The organism is Peribacillus sp. Bi134, assembly GCF_918698065.1.
Classification (GTDB): Bacteria; Bacillota; Bacilli; order Bacillales; family DSM-1321; genus Peribacillus.
This window is the reverse complement of the sequence record NZ_CAKKLN010000003.1, coordinates 182,908-203,031: the sequence shown is the minus strand read 5'-3', so window position 1 is coordinate 203,031 and position 20,124 is coordinate 182,908. Positions and strand designations below refer to the sequence as shown.

Annotated in this window: 17 protein-coding genes and 1 pseudogene; 17 read left to right on the top strand and 1 reads right to left on the bottom strand. The window is 40.8% G+C overall.

The genetic code is table 11. From position 1 onward, the window contains the following. The first annotated feature begins 8 nt into the window (after positions 1–8). From murQ to LQ188_RS26820, 11 genes and pseudogenes are all read left to right on the top strand, one after another. A complete protein-coding gene (murQ, locus tag LQ188_RS06865; RefSeq protein ID WP_230176577.1) occupies positions 9–917 on the top strand; it encodes an N-acetylmuramic acid 6-phosphate etherase in 909 nt (302 codons plus the stop codon). A gap of 11 nt (positions 918–928) precedes the next feature. Further along, entirely contained in the window at positions 929–1,786 is an 858-nt protein-coding gene (locus tag LQ188_RS06860; protein ID WP_230176385.1) for a MurR/RpiR family transcriptional regulator, read from the top strand. Between the two features lie 32 nt (positions 1,787–1,818). Beyond that, positions 1,819–3,189 carry a PTS transporter subunit EIIC gene (locus LQ188_RS06855; RefSeq protein ID WP_230176384.1) on the top strand — a complete coding sequence of 457 codons (1,371 nt, stop codon included), beginning with the start codon at positions 1,819–1,821 and terminating at the stop codon, positions 3,187–3,189. Continuing rightward, a pseudogene (locus tag LQ188_RS06850) lies at positions 3,186–3,842 on the top strand (MupG family TIM beta-alpha barrel fold protein); the annotation flags it as partial. The gene LQ188_RS06855 and the pseudogene LQ188_RS06850, both read left to right, overlap by 4 nt. Next, positions 3,840–4,196, top strand: a complete 357-nt coding sequence (locus LQ188_RS06845; RefSeq protein ID WP_290370111.1) for a DUF871 domain-containing protein — start codon at positions 3,840–3,842, stop codon at positions 4,194–4,196. The pseudogene LQ188_RS06850 and the gene LQ188_RS06845, both read left to right, overlap by 3 nt. Before the next feature lie 211 nt (positions 4,197–4,407). Then, positions 4,408–6,348 (top strand): glycoside hydrolase family 3 protein, encoded by a 1,941-nt coding sequence (locus tag LQ188_RS06840; RefSeq protein ID WP_290370101.1) that lies wholly within the window; start codon positions 4,408–4,410, stop codon positions 6,346–6,348. A 22-nt stretch (positions 6,349–6,370) separates the two neighbouring features. Next, entirely contained in the window at positions 6,371–7,600 is a 1,230-nt protein-coding gene (locus LQ188_RS06835; RefSeq protein WP_101222244.1) for a DUF1343 domain-containing protein, read from the top strand. A gap of 190 nt (positions 7,601–7,790) precedes the next feature. After that, positions 7,791–9,266, top strand: coding sequence for an N-acetylglucosamine-specific PTS transporter subunit IIBC (gene nagE, locus LQ188_RS06830; protein WP_230176383.1), 1,476 nt, complete (start codon positions 7,791–7,793; stop codon positions 9,264–9,266). Between the two features lie 337 nt (positions 9,267–9,603). Beyond that, positions 9,604–10,032, top strand: coding sequence for a DUF1801 domain-containing protein (locus LQ188_RS06825; protein WP_230176382.1), 429 nt, complete (start codon positions 9,604–9,606; stop codon positions 10,030–10,032). A gap of 45 nt (positions 10,033–10,077) precedes the next feature. Next, the gene (locus tag LQ188_RS06820; protein ID WP_230176381.1) at positions 10,078–11,121 is read left to right on the top strand and encodes an oxidoreductase; all 1,044 of its coding nucleotides are present in this window, start codon (positions 10,078–10,080) and stop codon (positions 11,119–11,121) included. A 226-nt stretch (positions 11,122–11,347) separates the two neighbouring features. Beyond that, positions 11,348–11,479, top strand: a complete 132-nt coding sequence (locus LQ188_RS26820; RefSeq protein ID WP_260357528.1) for a hypothetical protein — start codon at positions 11,348–11,350, stop codon at positions 11,477–11,479. A 129-nt stretch (positions 11,480–11,608) separates the two neighbouring features. Here LQ188_RS26820 and LQ188_RS06815 read toward each other — a convergent pair whose 3' ends face one another. Next, positions 11,609–12,796 carry an MFS transporter gene (locus tag LQ188_RS06815; protein WP_230176380.1) on the bottom strand — a complete coding sequence of 396 codons (1,188 nt, stop codon included), beginning with the start codon at positions 12,794–12,796 and terminating at the stop codon, positions 11,609–11,611. Between the two features lie 122 nt (positions 12,797–12,918). Here LQ188_RS06815 and LQ188_RS06810 point away from each other — a divergent pair, with 122 nt between their 5' ends. The 6 genes from LQ188_RS06810 to LQ188_RS06785 all read left to right on the top strand — a co-directional run bounded on the left by LQ188_RS06810 (position 12,919) and on the right by LQ188_RS06785 (position 20,109). Continuing rightward, positions 12,919–13,365, top strand: a complete 447-nt coding sequence (locus LQ188_RS06810) for a MarR family transcriptional regulator (protein WP_101221922.1) — start codon at positions 12,919–12,921, stop codon at positions 13,363–13,365. A gap of 291 nt (positions 13,366–13,656) precedes the next feature. Further along, positions 13,657–15,246: a long-chain-fatty-acid--CoA ligase gene (locus LQ188_RS06805; protein ID WP_230176379.1), complete on the top strand. Its 1,590-nt coding sequence runs from the start codon at positions 13,657–13,659 to the stop codon at positions 15,244–15,246. A gap of 914 nt (positions 15,247–16,160) precedes the next feature. Beyond that, positions 16,161–17,264: an amidohydrolase/deacetylase family metallohydrolase gene (locus tag LQ188_RS06800; protein WP_230176378.1), complete on the top strand. Its 1,104-nt coding sequence runs from the start codon at positions 16,161–16,163 to the stop codon at positions 17,262–17,264. Further along, positions 17,242–18,351: a DgaE family pyridoxal phosphate-dependent ammonia lyase gene (locus LQ188_RS06795; RefSeq protein ID WP_230176377.1), complete on the top strand. Its 1,110-nt coding sequence runs from the start codon at positions 17,242–17,244 to the stop codon at positions 18,349–18,351. Before LQ188_RS06800 ends, LQ188_RS06795 begins: the two co-directional genes overlap by 23 nt. Beyond that, the gene (locus LQ188_RS06790; RefSeq protein ID WP_101221925.1) at positions 18,348–19,103 is read left to right on the top strand and encodes a KDGP aldolase family protein; all 756 of its coding nucleotides are present in this window, start codon (positions 18,348–18,350) and stop codon (positions 19,101–19,103) included. Before LQ188_RS06795 ends, LQ188_RS06790 begins: the two co-directional genes overlap by 4 nt. After that, positions 19,096–20,109, top strand: coding sequence for a sugar kinase (locus LQ188_RS06785; RefSeq protein ID WP_230176376.1), 1,014 nt, complete (start codon positions 19,096–19,098; stop codon positions 20,107–20,109). Before LQ188_RS06790 ends, LQ188_RS06785 begins: the two co-directional genes overlap by 8 nt. Positions 20,110–20,124 lie beyond the last annotated feature (15 nt).

The following is a 20,124-nucleotide window of genomic DNA, read 5'->3' as shown; positions in this document are numbered from 1 at the left end:
AATTGTCTATGGAAGAACATTTGCGTTCATTAACGACTGAATTACGGAACGAAAAGACAATGAATATCGACAGTGTAAATACGATGGAAATCATTTCTGCAATCAATAAAGAAGATTTTAAAGTGGCAGCAGCGGTTGAGGAGGTATTGTCAGAAATTGAAACGGTGGTTGAATGGGCTTGCGAATCGTTAAAAAAAGGGGGGAGGCTCATTTACATCGGAGCAGGAACGAGCGGAAGACTCGGTGTGCTTGATGCAGTGGAATGTCCCCCGACTTTCAGCACACCGCCTGATAGGGTACTGGGAATAATCGCAGGAGGGGAAAAGGCGTTTGTTCGGGCTGTTGAAGGAGCAGAGGATAAAGAAGAGTTTGGGGAATGTGATCTGATGGATGTGGGCCTTACAGCAAATGATACGGTTATTGGCATTGCGGCAAGCGGTCGTACCCCTTATGTGAAGGGCGCTTTACGTTATGCAAGAAAAGTCGGGGCTAAAGCGGTTGCTTTATCATGCAATAAAAACGCGAGCATCACAGAAGCAGCGGATATAGGGATTGAAGTGGTTGTCGGACCGGAAGTGTTAACAGGATCCACGAGAATGAAAGCCGCAACCGCACATAAAATGGTACTCAATATGATTTCAACGGCAACCATGATCCGGCTGGGAAAAGTCTATGAAAATCTGATGGTAGATGTAAATGTCAGTAATCAAAAACTGAAGGACCGTGCAATAAGCATCATAGAAACTGTAACGAATGCTGACTATGATCAAGCATTGAATACGCTTGAAAAGGCAAATAATCAAGTTAAGCCAGCGATTGTCATGATAAAAACGGCAACAGATTATGAAAAAGCAATGGAGTTACTGGAAAATGCTGATGGAGATGTCAGAAAAGCCATCTCAATCTATGAAGATTAAGGAGGGAAGAAATGGCTACAGGAGGATTATCAATCATACAGACAATGTTGAGCAAGCTGCCGCAATCTGAACAAAAACTAGCAGAATATATTCTCAAGAATCCTCATGAAGTTGTGAACAGCACTGTACAGGAATTAAGTACGTCTGCCCAAACAAGCGGGGCTGCTGTTATTAGGTTGTGTAAGTCGCTTGGCATAAAAGGATTTCAAGATCTGAAAATAAGGATTGCTGGAGATTTGATGAAGACCGTTGAACAGGGCTACCGGGATATCGAACCTTCCGAATCACTGTATCGGATTGTTGAGAAAACAACGAGTAATTCGATTCAGACCATCCGGGACACATCTGAAATAATCGATCACGATAATCTCAAACATGCGATAACGCTGATGCTGAATGCTAAAACTGTCCACTTTTGCGGTGTCGGTGCTTCGAATATAGTTGCGGCTGATGCTCAGCAAAAATTACTTCGCATCAATAAAGGGGCAACGGCTTTTACAGATATGCATTTAGTTGCAACCTTGATTGCAAATGCTGATGAAAATGATATCGTTTTTACCATTTCATTCTCAGGGGAAACACCTGAAGTTGTCAATATATTGAAGCTGGCAAAAGAACGTGGGGTAAAGACGATTGGGCTGACTCATTATGGCCAAACAACGGTATCTTCTTTGTGTGACGCTACACTGTATACATCCTTTTCGAATGAAGCACCGTTTCGAAGTGCAGCCACATCCTCACGATTGGCACAATTATATATGATTGACATTTTGTTTTTGGGGATGGCTTCAGAGCAATATGAAGAGACTGTCCAATATATTGATAACACCAGGTCTGCCATTAAATCGATGACAGATCGATATAAATGATTGATACGAGATTTGACAAAGGGGGCTTTTGAATGGGTAAGAGGGATAAGTACGCCAGTTTAGCCGAAGAATTATTGGGGAAATTAGGCGGGGCATCAAATGTTGCCGATGCTGCACATTGTATGACCAGACTAAGGGTATTGCCAATCGATCGTTCGAAAGTAAAAATGGAAGATATAAAAAATACTGAAGGCGTTTTTGGCGTCATTGAAGAGGAAACGATACAAATCGTCCTCGGTCCAGGCGTGGTGAACAAGGTTCATGCAGAATTTGAAAAGCTTTTGGAAGATTATTCAGGCAATTTGAACTTAAAGGAAGTAGCCTCGAAGAATAAATCAGAGATTGATAGGAAAAATGCAAAACCTTTTAAACTTTTTTTACGCAGGATTGCAAGTATTTTCATCCCTTTAATTCCCGCCCTAGTGGCATCAGGTTTGATAACCGGTATTACAAAAGCAATCGTTCAAGCAGGCTGGCTAGCAGCAGAATCACAATTAGCCATCATTTTAACCGTTATCGGATCGGGGCTGTTTGCCTACTTGGGGATTTTGGTTGGGACCAATGCAGCAAAAGAATACGGTGGATCACCTGCACTAGGTGCACTTGCAGGCATTTTGGTCATCAACCCCGCTGTAGGTGACATTTCATTGTTCGGTGAAAATTTGCTCCCTGGCCGCGGTGGGTTGATAGGAGTCCTCTTTGCAGCTATTTTCATAGCCTTGGTGGAAAAACAGGTCAGGAAATTCATTCCTCAATCACTGGATATCATTTTGACGCCAACCATCGCTTTACTCATTACTGGGATTGTCACTTACATTGTATTTATGCCGGTAGGTGGGTTTTTATCGGATGCCATTACGACTGGGTTATTGAATGTATTGGATTTCGGCGGTGTTGTAGCTGGATTCGTCCTTGGTGCAGCCTTCCTCCCTCTCGTCATTACTGGTTTACATCAAGGTTTAACGCCTGTCCATCTAGAATTGATAAATTCGATTGGAGATGATCCACTGCTTCCCATTTTGGCGATGGGTGGCGCGGGCCAAGTGGGAGCGGCATTTGCCATCTATATGAAAACGAAGAAAGCAAGTTTGAAGAGAGCAATCGGAGGAGGCCTTCCTTCCGGGATGCTAGGTATCGGCGAACCTCTTATATTTGGAGTGACCCTGCCATTGGGCCGGCCTTTCTTAACGGCATGTTTAGGTGCAGGAGTAGGCGGAGCATTCCAGGCTCAATTCGGAATCGCAACGTCGTCCATCGGTGTGTCCGGACTGCCGCTTACCTTTTTAGTTCATCCAAATCAAATCGCTCTGTTCCTCGCTGGACTGTTCATTTCCTATATAGCAGGATTTATTTTTACTTATCTGTTTGGATTTAATGATGAAATGGCGGTTGAATTCAAGTGATCGGAATCTCTTTTTATCTACAAGACCCGCATGCAGAAACACAAATCAAACATGCTGCTGACCTGGGAGTGAAGAGAGCATTTACCTCGCTTCATATTCCTGAAGAAAAGGGCGAACTGGTAAAGAGAATGATCAGGCTTTTAAAGCTTTCAGAGTCCTGCGGAATGGAAATCCATGCAGATATCTCAATAAAAACGCTTGATCATTTGGGGATTAGCAAATTTACGGATTTATGGAGATTAGGTATTAAAGGTATTCGCCTTGATGATGGATTTGATAAAGAAACGGTCATATCCTTATCCAAGGTGTTTTCACTTTCACTGAATGCAAGCACGTTGAATGAAGATGAACTTTTAGCCGTGCTTGGAGGCGGTGTGGAACCGGAAAATCTGATAGCTTGGCACAACTTTTATCCAAGGCCTGAAACGGGCCTTGAGGAAGAATTCTTTCATGAACAAAATTAAATGTTCATGAAATACGGCATTCCGATCTTTGCTTTCATCCCAGGTGCAGGAAGTAAACGCGGTCCAATTCATGAAGGTCTTCCAACGCTTGAAAAACACAGGTTGATGAATCCTTACGCTGCCGGTATCGAGCTGTTTCAGCATGTGGAAGGAGTTTACGTTGGAGATCAAGGAACGGAGAATAATCTGCTTGAGAATCTGACTGCCTATAAAAATCAAAATATTCTAACTGTTAGAGCGGAATCCCGACTCTTACAAAGCGGTCAGTACGAATTGAGGCCAGATGTTTCTCAAGATGTTTTCCGGCTGCAGGATACCCGGGTCACAGCAAATGTTGAGCCGAGTAATACAGTTGCACGCAGCCTTGGATCCATAACGATGGACAATGATGGTTACGGAAGGTATCGGGGAGAGGTCCAAATTTGCAAGAGAGACCTAGAAGCAAATCATCGAGTTAATGTGATTGGGCGAATTATAGAAGAAGATATTCCCTTGCTGTTCCTTCTAAAGCCTGGTCAAACGATAAAACTTATAATTGAGTGACCAATTGGGCTCTATGAATCAATTATACGGGGATAATAGGATATATTTCATGATGGCTTGTTAAAAGAGGCGGCAGACGGGATTCCCAATGCTGCCTTGGTTTCTTTATAGGATCTATATAGTTCTTTTCCATTCATTTATACCCCTTCATGGAAGTGGTTATGGAATTGCTGCTAACAGAACTAGAAAGTATACAAGGGAGGAAGCCTAAATGATAAAAAGGATATGTGCCCCTGCTGGAATAGCATTATTCTTGGTTTTATCCATTCTGGGAGGGAATGCGACAGCAAAAGGATCAGAGACTGAAAAAACGGTATCGGATATTCAGGGAATCGTAGCAAACATGACAGTCGATGAAAAAGTCGGTCAAATGCTCATGCCTGATTTTCGTAATTGGCAAAAACAAGGAGAATCGAAGACGACGGGGTTTATTGAAATGAACTCAGAAGTTGCAAGCATCATCAAAAAATATCATCTGGGCGGTGTTATTCTGTTTGCAGAGAATGTAGTCGATACCGAACAAACGGTACGGCTAACCGATGGTTTGCAGATGGCAAGCCCGGACCTTCCGCTGTTCATAACGATTGATCAGGAAGGTGGAATCGTAACTCGCCTTCAAACTGGAACGAACCTTCCTGGCAATATGGCACTTGGTGCAGCCAGAAAAGAAAGTTATGCTTATCAATCCGGAGAAATCATTGGCAAGGAACTGTCGTCACTTGGCATAAATGTCAATTTCGGGCCGTCTGTCGATGTCAATAATAATCCTGGAAATCCCGTTATTGGAGTTCGTTCCTTCAGTTCTGATCCGGAACTTGTAGCAAAGCTGGGCATTCAAACGATAAAAGGATTGCAAAATCAGAACACGATAGCAACGACCAAGCATTTCCCCGGCCACGGAGATACAGCAGTCGATAGTCATTATGGTCTTCCCCTTGTTTCTCATGAAAAAGAACGTTTGCGTTCCATCGAGTTGATGCCTTTCCAAAGGGCCATTGATGCTGGAGTTGATATGATGATGACTGCACATGTTCAGTTTCCTGCATTCGATGACACTACCTATATCAGTAAAAAAGACGGTCAAGAGATTATGGTTCCTGCAACGTTGTCACATAAAGTCATTACGGGTCTATTACGTGAAGAAATGGGTTTTGACGGTGTTGTGGTTACAGATGCATTGAATATGAAAGCCATCGCGGACAACTTCGGACAGGAAGAAGCCGTAGTCCTTGCCCTGAAGTCTGGTGTTGATATTGCATTGATGCCTGCACAGGTTAATTCGCTTCAAATGGAAAAGAATTTAACCTCTGTATTCAATGCAGTGAAGGCAGCAGTGGCAAGCGGGGAAATTCCTATAAATCAAGTCAACCAATCTGTAACGAGGATCCTGGAACTAAAAGTGAAAAGAGGGATATTAAACCCTGATGAAACTCCGATCGATAAAAAAATCGAAACCGCGCTTCAAGTGGTAGGGAATGAAGATCATTTGAAAAAAGAACGGAAAATCGCGGAAGATGCCATCACCTTATTGAAAAATGAAGACAAAACATTGCCTTTCAAACCTAAGAAAAATGATAAAGTTTTAATTCTTGCTCCTTTTGATGACCAAGTTGAATCCATGTCCAGGAGCATCAGCGAATTAGCTGATAAAAAGAAAATAAAGAAAGTCCAAATAACGGGTATGAGTTTTTCAGGAAAGTCATTTACTGATCAAGTGGCAAGGCTCATTGATGAATCGGACTTTGTCATAACTGGTTCCTATGTTGTCAAAAACGATCCGGCTGTCAATGATGGAGTGATCGATGATAGCATTCAAGATTCTTCGAAGTGGGCAACAGCCTTCCCTAGAGCGGTCATGAATCATGCTAATAAGAAAGATAAAGAATTTGTATTAATGAGTTTAAGAAACCCTTATGATGTTGCAAACTTTGAAGAAGCGAAAGCGGTTCTTGCTGTTTACGGGTTCAAAGGGTATTCGAATGGGCGTTATAGACAGCCGAATATCCCGGCAGGAATTTCGGCCATTTTTGGAGTATCAAAACCTAAAGGTACGTTGCCGGTTGATATACCATCAGTAATTAAGCCCTCTGAAAGTCTTTATAAATTTGGATATGGATTAGATATTAAATCTGGAAGACCCATTAGAAAATAGGGAGGGAAGCAGTTTGAAAAGAATGATAATCCTATTTACCATTTGTCTGTTGACTTTCGGCATTGTTTCCTCAAAAAGTGTAACCGCTGTTAAAGAGAAGAAAAAACAAAAGGTCAGTCCCGGTATTGAAGTCCTTTTAAAAGAAGAAAAGAACGTGTTAAGCGGAAAGAAAGTCGGCTTGATTACGAACCCAACTGGCATCGATTCAAAATTAACCAGCATCGTCGATCTACTTCATGGTGATCCAGACATTAATTTGACAGCGTTATTTGGTCCTGAACATGGAGTGCGTGGAGATGCGCAAGCTGGTGCAAGCGTTGAATATTATATTGATGAAAAAACAGGGTTGCCTGTTTATAGCTTATATGGCAAAACGAAAAAACCGACGCCTGAAATGTTAAAGGATGTGGAGGTCCTTGTTTTTGATATCCAGGATGTCGGAACACGCTATTACACTTATATCTACACGATGGCATATGCAATGGAAGCAGCCAAAGAAAATGATATCCCCTTTATCGTGCTGGACCGGCCGAACCCACAGGGCGGGGAGTCGGTAGATGGGCCGGTACTTGAACCTGAATTCTCATCGTTTGTCGGTTTGTACCCAATACCGCTAAAGCATGGGATGACAGTTGGGGAACTCGCGACTTTGTTCAATAAGGAATTTAATATTGGTGCAGATCTAAAGGTCATCAAGATGAAAGGCTGGAAGCGAGATATGGACTATGATGATACTGGTCTCCCTTTTGTCTTGCCGTCACCGAATATGCCCGCAGTTTCCACTACTTTCGTATATCCGGCTACAGGCTTGATCGAGGGAACGAATGTCTCGGAAGGCAGAGGGACGACTAAACCATTCGAGTTGATTGGTGCTCCTTATATAAACAGTGATGAGCTTGCTGGGAAATTAAATGAATTAAGGTTACCTGGCGTAAAATTCAGGGCAGCCTCCTTTACACCTACATTTTCAAAACATGCAGGCAAACTCAGCCACGGAGTGGAAATTTATATAACGGATAGAGAGGAATTCAAGGCTGTCCCTACTGGACTTCACATCATCAAGACCATTCAGGATCTATATCCTGATGATTTCGAATTCCTTGCAGCCAAAAATTTCAATTTATTGATTGGCAATGGCTGGGTAATGTCCAGAATTGAAGAAGGTTCATCAGTAAATGAAATCATGAAGGAGTATCAAGTAAAGCAGGATGCTTTTAAAAAGGTTCGTAAAAACTACTTGCTCTATAAATAAGTGAAAAAGGAAAAGTCCGGTTGGACTTTTCTTTTTTTTATGAACTTTTGATGGAGGAGTAAATCGCTAAGACTTTATTTCTGAATATAGCCAACTTTATATATGAAATGAAGTTCTAAAATGGAAGGAACCGTTGTCTAATAGAATATGGGGTTTGCCCTAAATCAGTAATTGACAGGAGGAAAGCGGGATGAAAAAATATCTTCAAAAAATTGGACGTTCCTTGATGCTGCCAGTAGCCGTATTACCGGCAGCCGCCATTTTAATGGGGATCGGTTATTGGATAGATCCGGCAGGATGGGGAGCGGGAAGTCCTTTAGCGGCTTTCTTAATAAAAGCAGGTTCTTCGATTATAGACAATATGGCTATATTGTTTGCTGTTGGAGTGGCGTTGGGGATGTCGAAAGGAAAAGATGGAGCCGCCGCTTTAAGCGGGCTGGTAGCCTATCTGGTTGTAACGACATTGCTTTCCACGGACTCTGTAGCGATGCTGCAGGGAATTGATGCAAAAGATGTAAATCCAGCATTTGTGAAAATAGAAAATGCATTTGTCGGAATCCTCTCGGGCCTTATGGCGGCAGCTATGTATAATCGGTTCAGTAAGGTCGAGCTGCCGGATGCACTCGCTTTCTTTAGCGGTAAACGCCTTGTCCCGATCCTTACTGCGGTTGTCATGTTACTGGTTTCCCTATTATTATTCTTCGTATGGCCGCTCATCTATTCCTGGTTAGTTATATTTGGGGAAGGAATAAGTGAATTAGGAGCTGCTGGAGCAGGACTCTATGGATTCTTTAATCGGCTTTTGATACCAACAGGTTTACATCATGCGTTAAACTCCGTATTCTGGTTCGATGTGATAGGACTTAACGATATCGGTAAATTCTGGGCTGGAACAGGAGTAAAAGGAACCACAGGCATGTATCAAGCCGGATTCTTTCCCGTCATGATGTTCGGTTTGCCGGCAGCAGCTCTTGCCATGTACCATACGGCAAAATCACGGAAGAAAAAACAAGTTGCCTCATTAATGCTCGCAGCCGGTTTCGCTTCATTTTTCACAGGAGTTACTGAACCGTTGGAATTTGCTTTCATGTTTGTTGCACCAGCCCTATTCGTTGTGCATGCCTTATTAACAGGAATATCATTAGCTATTGCTGCGACTTTCCAATGGACAGCAGGTTTCGGTTTTAGTGCAGGATTCATTGACTTTGTTTTAAGTTCAAGGTTGCCATTGGCAAATGAACCGTATATGCTACTTCTTCAAGGACTGGCTTTTGCTGTCATCTACTATTTCTTATTCCGATTCTTGATTACAAGGTTCAATTTAATGACTCCCGGCAGAGAAGATGATACAGAAGATGAGCTTGATGGCGGAGGAGCGACTGCGGAAGCAGACAGCAGTCAAGGCGGGAATAATGAGAGTAAATTCTTTGGAATGGCTTCCGCTATTTATGAGGGATTAGGCGGAGACGCAAACGTTACATCTGTAGATAACTGCGTTACCCGTTTAAGAGTTGAAGTGGAAAATATGGGAGCTGTCGATCAAAATAAAATCAAATCAACAGGGGTTGCTGGAATCAATATCGTGGGTCCCCAAAGTATTCAAGTCATCGTAGGGACACAGGTACAATTCATAGCTGATGAAATTGAAAAAATCCGGCGGCAATAGGTCTGGATAAACTGCATTTTGCCTTTTAATGCAAAAATCTACGATCAGAATTATATTTTCTGATCGTAGAGATTTTTATGATAAGTACCGATTTTTAACGCAAAAAAGATTTATCTATATAACTCTGCTCTTAAAATAGAATAAAACGAATCAATGTTCTATAATATATAAGGGTATTGAATGAAGGATTTGCCATGAAGCGTGGAGAACTAGTAATGAAGATCCGCCAATCATTGATACATCGATGATGAAGGCTGTATACATATCAATCTAAAATACTGTGCAAGCGATATCTTATGAATTTTTTCTACCTTTTAATAAAAGGGAGGTTCCGGTCATGTATAAACAAAAAACCAAAGAAACTGACAGTAGTGTCATTGAGTTCATTGAGAACGTCGATAATCCGAAAAAACGTGAAGATGCATACGAATTGTTGGATGTTTTTACCGAAACGACAGGTTATGAGGCAAAGATGTGGGGACCGAGCATAATTGGGTTCGGTACCTATCATTATAAATATGAATCAGGTCACGAAGGCGATGCCCCCCTGGTAGGCTTCTCGCCTCGAAAAGCAAAAATCAGTTTATATTTTGCTACGGGAGACAAAGAAAGAGAAGAATTGTTACAGGCATTTGGTAAACACACTTCCGGAAAAGCGTGTGTGTACATCAATAAAGTGGCAGATATCGATATTAACGTATTGAAAGAATTGATTAATCAATCTGTCAAGTTTTTGAGAGATACATACCCGGACAATGAAATATAATAAAATGTATGTTTAAGAGGAACAAGAAAGCGAGTGGGAACGAAAATGAGAAAAATTAAAGTGGGCATAGTTGGATACGGATTGTCAGGAGCTACTTTTCACGCGCCGTTACTAAGTGTTTTAGGGCAGTTTCAAATAGCGAAAGTTGTCAGCTCCAATAAGGAAAAAGTCCAAAAAGATTTGAAAGATGTTGAAGTGGTAAGCAGCTTAGAGGAGATTCTTGAAGACCCATCCATTGATTTGGCTGTTATTACGACACCGAGTGGTTTACATTATGAAATGGCCAAGCAAAGCATGTTAGCAGGGAAGCATGTCATTCTTGAAAAGCCAATGGTAGTGGAAGCAGGGGAGGCGGAGGAGCTCATTAAGATTGCCGAGGAAAAGGATCTGCTATTAAGTGTCTATCATAACCGGAGATGGGATAATGACTTTTTGACCGTGAAAAAACTTATGGATGATGGAGTGCTTGGGGAAATCAATACATACCAAGTCCATTATGATCGATACCGGCCTGTGGTCAGGGATAGATGGAGGGAAAAACCAGGGCCGGGATCAGGCATGCTTTATGATTTAGGATCACATCTCATCGATCAAGCACTTCATTTGTTTGGATTGCCGCAATTCGTTTGGGCAGATGTATTTTCCCAAAAAGAAAATGCAGAAACGGATGATTATTTCCATGTAATATTAGGATATGAAAAGCTGAGAGTTATCTTGCATTCAGGCTCAATCGTTCCGTTTAATGGACCGCGCTATCAGGTGCATGGAAGTAAAGGATCATTTATCAAGTACGGTCTTGACTGCCAAGAGGCAGCCCTAAGTGAGGGAAAAAAACCGTTGGATGACTCTTGGGGTGCAGATGAACCCGAATTCTATGGTAAGCTGGTTACGGTTGAAGGTGAAAATGAGACACATGAAACCATTGAAACACTGAATGGATCTTATTTAACATATTACCAGGCAATTGCAGATAGTATATTGAGCGGAAAAAAAGCTCCAGTAACCGCCCAAGAGGGATTATCGGTCATTAAAATCATTGATGCAGCTTTTGAAAGCAGTAAAGGGAAAAAAGCCGTATATATTAAATGAAAATCATTTTCCCCTAATAACAATATAAATGAGAAAAACTGAATGATAAGCGGCCTTATTCTCTATTAGAGGAAAAAGGCCGCTTTTTGTTTTGGTCAAATAAAATCATTAACTTAAGAAGCAAAGGGTTTCGATTGTTACGCAAGATTTTGAGCTGTTTCCGCATGAAAATGGAGCGAATATCCAAGAGATTGAAGCGTTACTCGTGAATTAGAGCCATTTACTCGTGAATTCGGATCAAATACTCGTGAGATTCATCCATTTACTCGTGAATTTGACGCATTTACTCGTGAATTTGAATGTTACGGAAGATTTAGAGCTGCTTCCGGAAAATGGAGGGAATATCCGCGAGATTTAACTTTTACTTGTGAATATACAGTTTTGGAGGATTTCAATTGATATAAAAATCATAAATGAAAAACCCCCGAATGGCGGCTGCTACTCGGGGGTTTTGTTAAGGCATGAAACTTGAAATGCCTTCTAAGCTCTAGGATAATGCCTTCGCATGAAGAGATCGCTTTTGCCAAGCCATGGTAATCATCAAAGTAATGAATAAAAGGATAAGGCCCAACATGAACGGATAGGTAATGTGGACATCATACATCATTCCGGCAAGTGTAGGTCCGAGCACATTTCCAATGCTCATATACGCATTATTCATACCCATTGCAAAGCCCTGTTCATTCCCTGCCATCTTGGAAATCAGTGTGTTAAGAACTGGACGCAAGATGGAAGTGGAAAGGAAGATGATAAGCGAAATCAAAAAGAAAATCAGGTAACTTGTAGCAAAAAGTGATAGAAGGAAACCGATTGCTGCAACACTGATAAAGATATTCAGCACATTCACTTCCCCGAAACGCTGTACAATCCGGTCGACGACAAACAGTTGCACTATTACACTGACGATACCGGTGGCTGTAACCATGACGGCGATGTCCTTAGGACTTGAATTGAATTGATTATCAAGATAAAGACCAATTACAGATTCATATGCCATTAGGCCAAAGCTCATTACAAGAGTAATGATGAGTGGGATGAAATAAGGCATTTTCACGGATAAGGCAATCTTCCGAATCATTGTTTCAGTTTTTGCATCCATGGATTGTGGAACCTGTGCCGTTTCGCTTTCTTTTAAAACAAAAATCGAAAATACAACAGCTGATAGGGATACCAGAGCAGAAATCAAAAAGGGAAACTTCAAGCCAAAGTCAGCTAAAAAACCTCCAATTCCCGGACCGACTACAATTCCCAGGGACATGGCGGCAGATACTAAACTATTGCCTTTGGCGCGTTGATCAAATGTGGTGATATCGGCTACATAAGCAAAAATTGCGGGTATAAGCAAAGCTGCCCCGATCCCGCCGATGATACGTGAAGCATATAATAACCAAATGGAATTGACTGCATAAAAAATAAACATGGATAATGTCAAACCGACCAATCCATAAATAATCATTTTTCTGCGCCCGAATTGGTCAGTCCATTTTCCGGCAATTGGCGAAAAGATAAGTTGTGCACCCGCGAAAATGGCGATCATTAGGCCAGCGGCGGTTCCGCCTTGATTAATGGAGGCCAGGTATGCTGGTAAAATGGGAATGATGATACCGAAACTTCCTATTGCTATAAACATATTGATCATGAGGATAATGATCTTTTTGCGTTGTTCTGCTGACATGGACAGCCTCTCTCTCTCTTTAAAAAATCAATAACCAATTTAATTCGCATGGTTAATTTTTTGATACGTTAATTATGTTATAGTTTTAGATAGATAGTGTCAATAAGAAAGGATTGTCAAACATGAATTCAAGTGAATTGTATAATTTACATCTAGAGATCAGGGAACTAAGCAGACTATCACAAGAATTGGTTGAACCGTTATTGGTTAAATATGATTTAACTTCTGTACAGTATCGCGCATTGCAATTAATAGTCTTGAATGAATCCATAGCTGTTAAAGATGTTTCGAATCATTTGAAGATTAAACCTGCGGCAGGAACTGCACTAATTGATCGGCTTGAACGGAAGAAGTTGATTGAGAGGGTACATAGTGAGGATGATCGGCGGGTAGTTTTTATCCAATCCACTGAAAGTGGAAGGAATACCTATCATTCCATCAATAAGTGTTTTACCAAAATCTTTCGTGACTTTTATAGCGTCCTAAATGGAGAGGAAACGGAACGTCTCAAACAAATCGTTGGGAAGCTTACCGAACATCTGTCGTCATGCATAGAGAATAAAATATAGTCTTCCTGACGTGTACAGTTTCCATTATAATAGAATGAAGATGCACTATATATTTATTAAAGCAGTGAATTTCACTGTTTTAGGAGATTAATTATCAGAATAATTAAAAAATTTTTAGGTGAAAACGTCATTCAATGATTTTATTTTGGTGTAAGGAATCCATTAAAGAAGATATGTCGGCTGGAAAATGAATATGTATTAAAAGGATAAGAAGTTTTTTTCTCAGGATTCATCATGACGAACCAGGCAGGGTGCTGAATACAAAGAATCTGAAAAGAAGGAGATGGTAAAATGTTTTCCCCATTAACTCCAATGGATTGGAAGCGCAGGGCCGTAAAATATTATCCTCAAAAAGTGGCAGTCATTGATGAAGAGAAAGAGTTTACTTATAAGGAATTCGGGCAGCGAACAGATCAACTTTCCAAAGCATTGCATTCTTCGGGAATTGAAAAAGGCGACCATATTGCAGTAATGTTGCCAAATACGCATTATATGTTGGAATGTTTTTATGGCATTTGTCAAATGGGAGCGGTAATGGTTCCTTTGAATTATAGGCTTGCTGCAGAGGATTTGGAATATATCATCAAGCATAGCGATTCAAAAATGTTGATAGTCGATGAAGAATTCACCGCTCCAATCGAAAAGATCATTACTAGACTATCATTGGAAAAAATCATTATCGTGCCTGTTGAAGGACATGAAACCACTTTACCTGGGATAGACTATGAGAATTTCATTTTGCATGTAAATGATGGTGGTCTGCCAGAGGTTACAATCGATGAAAATCAACTTTTGACTATAAATTACACGAGTGGAACTACTTCAAAACCAAAAGGGGTAATGTTGACTCATCGCGGGAATTACATGAATGCCGCTAATTTCATTTATCACCTTGGAGTGAAGCATGACGATGTATACTTACATACCTTGCCGATGTTTCACGCTAATGGCTGGGGAGGTGTATGGTCGGTAACGGCTACTGGCGGGACCCATGTATGTTTAAGGAAGGTCGATCCCCCTCTTATCCTCAAATTATTCAGCCGTCATAATATTACATTGTTATGTGGAGCACCTACTGTCGTCAATATGTTGGTAAATGATCCTAAAGCAAAAGAAACAAATATCAAAGTGCGTCCAAGGATGGCAACAGCTGGTGCTCCTCCAGCAGCAGCGCTTATACAAAAGGCACAAGAAATCCTTGGTTTGAATATGATCCACGTATATGGATTAACAGAAACTTCCCCTTTCATCCTATATAACGAGTGGAAGGATGAGTTTGAAGCTAAATCGGCGGACGAACAAGCAATAATAAAGGCAAGACAAGGTATTGAATTGGTTTTCAATGGGGAAACGATGGTGGTCAATCAAGAAGGGAAAGAAGTCGCTTGGGATGGAAAGGAACTGGGGGAAATCATCACTCGCGGCAATGTTGTAATGGAAGGATATTATAAGGATCCGGAAAAGACGGCCGAAGCAATTAGGGATGGCTGGTTTCATACCGGGGATCTGGCAGTTACCTATCCTGATGGATATATTGAGATACAGGACAGGGCTAAGGATTTAATCATTTCCGGCGGGGAAAATATTTCTTCAACAGAGGTAGAAGGGGTATTGTATAATCATCCAGATGTTTTGGAGGCTGCGGTCATTGCCATCCCAGACGATAAATGGGGAGAAACGCCTAAGGCAATCATTGTGCTGCAGCCCAATGCAAAAGTGACAGAAAAAGAGATCATTACCTTTTGCCGCTCAAAAATGGCTCATTTTAAAGCACCGACAAAAGTTGAATTCGTAGAGTCTTTACCGAAAACGGCAACAGGTAAGCTACAAAAATACCGTTTGAGGGAAATCCATTGGAAAGGATCAAAAAAGGTAAATTAAAGGCTTTCATCGGAACGGGATATATATTGAGGGGGTGTCATAAAAAGGTAAATCAAATGAAGTACGGCAATTAACAAGACCAAGAATGCTTTTAAATAAGCATTCTTGGTTTTTATATTATGGAAAGCAACATTTCCTCTGTAATACTAGGAGGGGATAAATTAATTAACGAGGGCTTCTAAATGAAAGATTTGACTTAGTGTAATATATATACGTATTTTAGATAAACTTGGTTTATTACAACTAGCATAACTGATGCATGATAGGCGTGCTTTCCGGAATAATATGCTGCTATTAAACTATTTGGACTGCAAGCAAGTGCATCAGGATGTCCTCAGTAATAATAGCTGATCGAAATTAATTTTAAATGTAAAACATAGACATATTAATTTTATTTATAGCAATAATTATTGGATTAATTATATGGTTGAATAAAAAGAAAAAAGGATCTAAATCAGTTTATAGACAAAAGGGGTTCTATCTAAATTTTGAAACAAAGCTGATTGGAGCGAGTGTCTTGAGGCAATGTTCAAACCCCCTTTTGTCTGACTTAGAGTTAGTTTTTTTAAAAAAAAACTTATATCAATGGATTTTTGTGAATTCGTTAAAAAAAGGGCGGGAAGAAAAATAGATAATTTTTCTTCCCGCCTTTTTTATGAAAAGCACGAAAATTTTTAAAAAGCCTAATGAGATCATATTATATGAAGAAACTAAGAAGCACATAGAAAAACAAACGATATTCTATTAAAAATTCTGTAAACTTAAATCAAACATTATAACGTTATATTGATTAGTTCAGTGAAATATGATAATCTATTTTTGTAAAGAGAAATGAAATGAATTCTTATACAATTCAGTGTAACCGTATACAAAGTGCTTGCAATCGGTAGGAAGTATCGAAAAGGATGAGGGAAATGACAGATACGTTAGTTCTGAAGAATGTAAAGATGTTAGAGGGAAATGCAGCGGATATCATACTGGAAAATGGGATGATTAAAGAAATCGCACTTCCCGGAACTGCAACAGGCAATAAGATAATAGATTATGATCAAAAAGTTTATGTTTCGAGCGGATGGATTGATATGCATGTACATGCTTTCCCGGAATTCGATCCTTATGGTGATGAGGTTGATGAGATTGGATATAAAACTGGTGTAACAACGGTCATCGATGCGGGAAGCACGGGGGCAGATAGGATATCTGATCTAGTTATCAGTTGTGAAAATTCCAAAACGAATGTTTTCGCCTTTCTGAATATTTCGCGGATAGGTTTGAAAAGGATTGATGAGTTATCGGATATTTCATGGCTGGACGAAGGGGAATTAAGGAAGGCAATTTCCAAGTACGGGGAGTTTATCGTTGGACTTAAAGCGAGAATAAGTAAAAGTGTGGTTGGTCCAAATGGTGTCGAGCCATTAAAAATCGCTAGGAAGTTTTCGGCTGAAACTGGTTTACCATTAATGGTTCATATCGGTTCAGGGCCGCCTGATATTAAGGAAGTCCTTGATTTACTTGAGGAAAAGGACATTATTACACATTTCTTAAATGGTAAAGCGAATAATTTATTTGATGTAAGAGAAGAGCCACTGCCTGAGTTAAGTAAGGCGATTGAACGTGGTGTTCATTTGGATGTAGGTCATGGAACGGCAAGCTTTTCTTTTAAAACTGCCGAAATGGCAAAAAAGCGGGGGATCCGTTTCAATACGATCAGTACGGATATATATCGTAAAAACAGGGAGAATGGGCCAGTTTTTAATATGGCAAATGTGCTTACAAAATTTTTGTACCTCGGTTATCCATTAAAAGAAGTAATAGATGCCGTTACGGTCAATGCAGCAGTTTGGTTGCATAAACCAGAGCTTGGCAGGATTTCAACTGGGGATATTGCGAACTTGACCTTATTCTCGATCGAGAATGAGCCGACTCTTTTAGTTGATTCCGAAGGTGAAAAAAGGATGGCAGAAAAAAGAGTTGCTGTAAAAGGAGTGGTTATAAATGGAGAATACATTGAACGCTAAATACGGTTTGAAAAGAGTCATCAATGCAAGCGGAAGAATGAGCATATTGGGGGTTTCTGCCCCAACTGACACAGTGATGGACGCGATGAAAAAAGGTGGGCAAAATTATGTTGAAATTTCTGATTTAGTCGATAAGTCAGGCCAGCATATAGCGAATTTGCTTCATTCCGAAGCAGCGGTCGTCGTAAACTCAGCTTCAAGTGGAATTGCGCTTTCCGTAGCGGCGATCGTGACTGAAGGAAACAGAAGGAAAAGTGAAAGGCTTCACCAAGATCCCATTCAAAAGAATGAAATCATCATGCTGAAAGGCCATAACGTTCAGTATGGTGCACCGGTTGAAACCATGATTTACCTTGGTGGAGGAAACTTGGTGGAAGTTGGGTATGCAAATGAAGGGAAGGCAGAGCATATTGCTGATGCCATAAATGAAAATACTGCCGCCATTTTATATGTGAAATCGCATCATGCTGTTCAGAAAAATATGATATCGGTCGAAGAAGCGTGGGAAGTGGCCAAAACGAATAATATCCCTCTGATTGTCGATGCAGCAGCTGAGGAGGATTTGGAAAAATATGTACAATTCTCCGACTTGGCGATCTATAGTGGATCAAAAGCCATCGAAGGACCCACATCAGGTATCGTTGCTGGCAGAAAAAAATATATCGAATGGGTAAAGGTTCAACTGCACTGTATCGGAAGAAGCATGAAGGTTGGAAAGGAAACTACCTTTGGGCTGCTTCAGGCATTGGATGAGTATTTTGACAAGACAGATAATAGCGAAAAAGAAAAGGCTAGTTTACAAGTTCTCACATCACTTGACTCCATTGATGGCGTAAAAGTAACGATAGTACAGGATGAAGCCGGCCGTGCCATTTATAGAGCCCGCATTTCCATTGATCCTTTGATAACGGAAATAACGGCGAAAGAAGTGAACGAGCAGCTCAAAAATGGGGATATTGCCATTTATACACGTGATTATGGGATTCGGCAAGGCTTTTTCGATATAGATCCGCGTCCATTGCAAGGTGATGATATACATGTCATTGAAGCACAATTAAGAACAATATTAGGAGGAAAACAAGGATGACAAACATAAACAAACGGTTATTGAATGATCGTGTAGCCTTAAATGTACTTGCAAATAGTGTAGAAAATGCAGCGGAAGTCTTTGAAGCAGCGGAAGGCCATGTATTGGTGGGTGTACTCTCAAAGGATTATCCAACTGTGGAAGCTGGTGTTACAGCAATGAAAGAATACGGAGAAGCCATTGATGAGGCCGTTTCAATAGGATTGGGCGCGGGCGATAATAGACAGGCAGCAGTTGTCGCAGAAATAGCAAAATACTATCCAGGTAGTCATATTAACCAGGTTTTTCCGGCTGTTGGTGCCACCAGGGCCAATTTAGGTGAGAAGGATAGCTGGATAAATTCACTTGTTTCTCCAACTGGGAAAGTCGGTTATGTGAATATCTCCACTGGTCCAGTAAGTGCAGGTGCAAGTGAAACTGCCATTGTGCCTATAAAAGCTGCCATTGCGCTTGTTCGTGATATGGGAGGAAATGCATTAAAATACTTTCCGATGAAAGGCCTGAAGCATGAAGATGAATATCGTGCTGTGGCAAAAGCTTGTGGTGAAGAGGGATTTGCTTTGGAACCAACAGGTGGAATCGATTTAAATAATTTCGAGACCATTTTAGAAATTGCATTAGAAGCAAAAGTGCCTAAAGTCATTCCCCATGTATATTCTTCTATCATCGATGAAGAGACTGGTAAAACGAATGATGAGGATGTACGGAAATTATTGGCCATAACAAAAAAATTGGTTGAAAAATATGCCTAAAAGGATTGTGGCATTCGGGGAAGTTATGATGCGTTTGCAGGTACCAGGGTATGAATTACTATCACAGGCTAACACTCTGCAATACTCCTTTTCAGGCACGGGAGTAAACGTAGCTTCTGCGATGACAAAGCTTGGACATGATGGGTATGTTGTGACCAAGTTACCGGATAACCCCCTCGGGGATTCAGCGATCTCTGCTTTGCAGCGCTTAGGAATTGGAAGGGGCTACATCTCCAGAGGCGGCAAATACATGGGGATGTACTTTTTGGAAAATGGATTTGGACAGCGGGCGAGCCGTGTCACATATTCCAATCGACTGGAAAGCAGTTTTAATACAGCCACCTTATCCGATTATGATATGGATATGATTTCGGAAAGTACGGATATTATCCATTTTTGCGGAATCACGCTTGCAATGGCGGAAAATGTACGGGAAAGTATGAAGGCGCTGGCTGGAAAAGTCAAAGAAAAAGGCGGTACAGTCTGTTTCGATTGCAATTACCGTCCCTCTTTATGGGAGAGAGGTTATTCTGACGCAAAGCCTCATTATGAAGAAATGCTTTCTTTGGCTGATATCGTCATGATGAATGAGAAAGACGCCCTATATATTTTAGGAATGAAGTCAGAAGGCTCCACAAGGGAAGAGCAGCTTATTGAGTTGATCCCTGAAGTGACCAAGAAATTCAATATTCAATCGATAGCAGGGACACATCGTTCAATCAACAGTGATAATAGCCATACGCTGAGGGGGTATATATACAAAGAAGAGACATTTTACTTTTCCGATATCCTATCATTTTCCGTATATGATAGAATAGGTTCAGGCGATGCTTACACAAGCGGAATCCTGCATGGCGAATTGCTAGGATATTCCCCTGAAAAGACAGTTCGGTTTGCGGCTGTATCAGGAATGCTGGCATGTACTGTCGTTGGAGATACTCCTTTGGCAACCGAAAAGGAGATACTCTCGGCAATGGAAGGTAAAATGGAAGATATTAAGAGATAAAGGCAGGAGATTAGG

Bases quoted from the DNA above. Each gene is read 5' to 3' on its own strand.
- LQ188_RS06785 (WP_230176376.1), top strand. From the start codon at position 19,096: ATGCCTAAAAGGATTGTGGCATTCGGGGAAGTTATGATGCGTTTGCAG.
- LQ188_RS06860 (WP_230176385.1), top strand. From the start codon at position 929: ATGGCTACAGGAGGATTATCAATCATACAGACAATGTTGAGCAAGCTG.
- LQ188_RS06790 (WP_101221925.1), top strand. From the start codon at position 18,348: ATGACAAACATAAACAAACGGTTATTGAATGATCGTGTAGCCTTAAAT.
- LQ188_RS06800 (WP_230176378.1), top strand. From the start codon at position 16,161: ATGACAGATACGTTAGTTCTGAAGAATGTAAAGATGTTAGAGGGAAAT.
- LQ188_RS06815 (WP_230176380.1), bottom strand. From the start codon at position 12,796: ATGTCAGCAGAACAACGCAAAAAGATCATTATCCTCATGATCAATATG.
- LQ188_RS06835 (WP_101222244.1), top strand. From the start codon at position 6,371: ATGATAATCCTATTTACCATTTGTCTGTTGACTTTCGGCATTGTTTCC.
- nagE (WP_230176383.1), top strand. From the start codon at position 7,791: ATGAAAAAATATCTTCAAAAAATTGGACGTTCCTTGATGCTGCCAGTA.
- LQ188_RS06840 (WP_290370101.1), top strand. From the start codon at position 4,408: ATGATAAAAAGGATATGTGCCCCTGCTGGAATAGCATTATTCTTGGTT.
- LQ188_RS06795 (WP_230176377.1), top strand. From the start codon at position 17,242: ATGGAGAATACATTGAACGCTAAATACGGTTTGAAAAGAGTCATCAAT.
- LQ188_RS06805 (WP_230176379.1), top strand. From the start codon at position 13,657: ATGTTTTCCCCATTAACTCCAATGGATTGGAAGCGCAGGGCCGTAAAA.
- LQ188_RS06825 (WP_230176382.1), top strand. From the start codon at position 9,604: ATGTATAAACAAAAAACCAAAGAAACTGACAGTAGTGTCATTGAGTTC.
- murQ (WP_230176577.1), top strand. From the start codon at position 9: ATGGAAGAACATTTGCGTTCATTAACGACTGAATTACGGAACGAAAAG.
- LQ188_RS06855 (WP_230176384.1), top strand. From the start codon at position 1,819: ATGGGTAAGAGGGATAAGTACGCCAGTTTAGCCGAAGAATTATTGGGG.
- LQ188_RS06810 (WP_101221922.1), top strand. From the start codon at position 12,919: ATGAATTCAAGTGAATTGTATAATTTACATCTAGAGATCAGGGAACTA.
- LQ188_RS06820 (WP_230176381.1), top strand. From the start codon at position 10,078: ATGAGAAAAATTAAAGTGGGCATAGTTGGATACGGATTGTCAGGAGCT.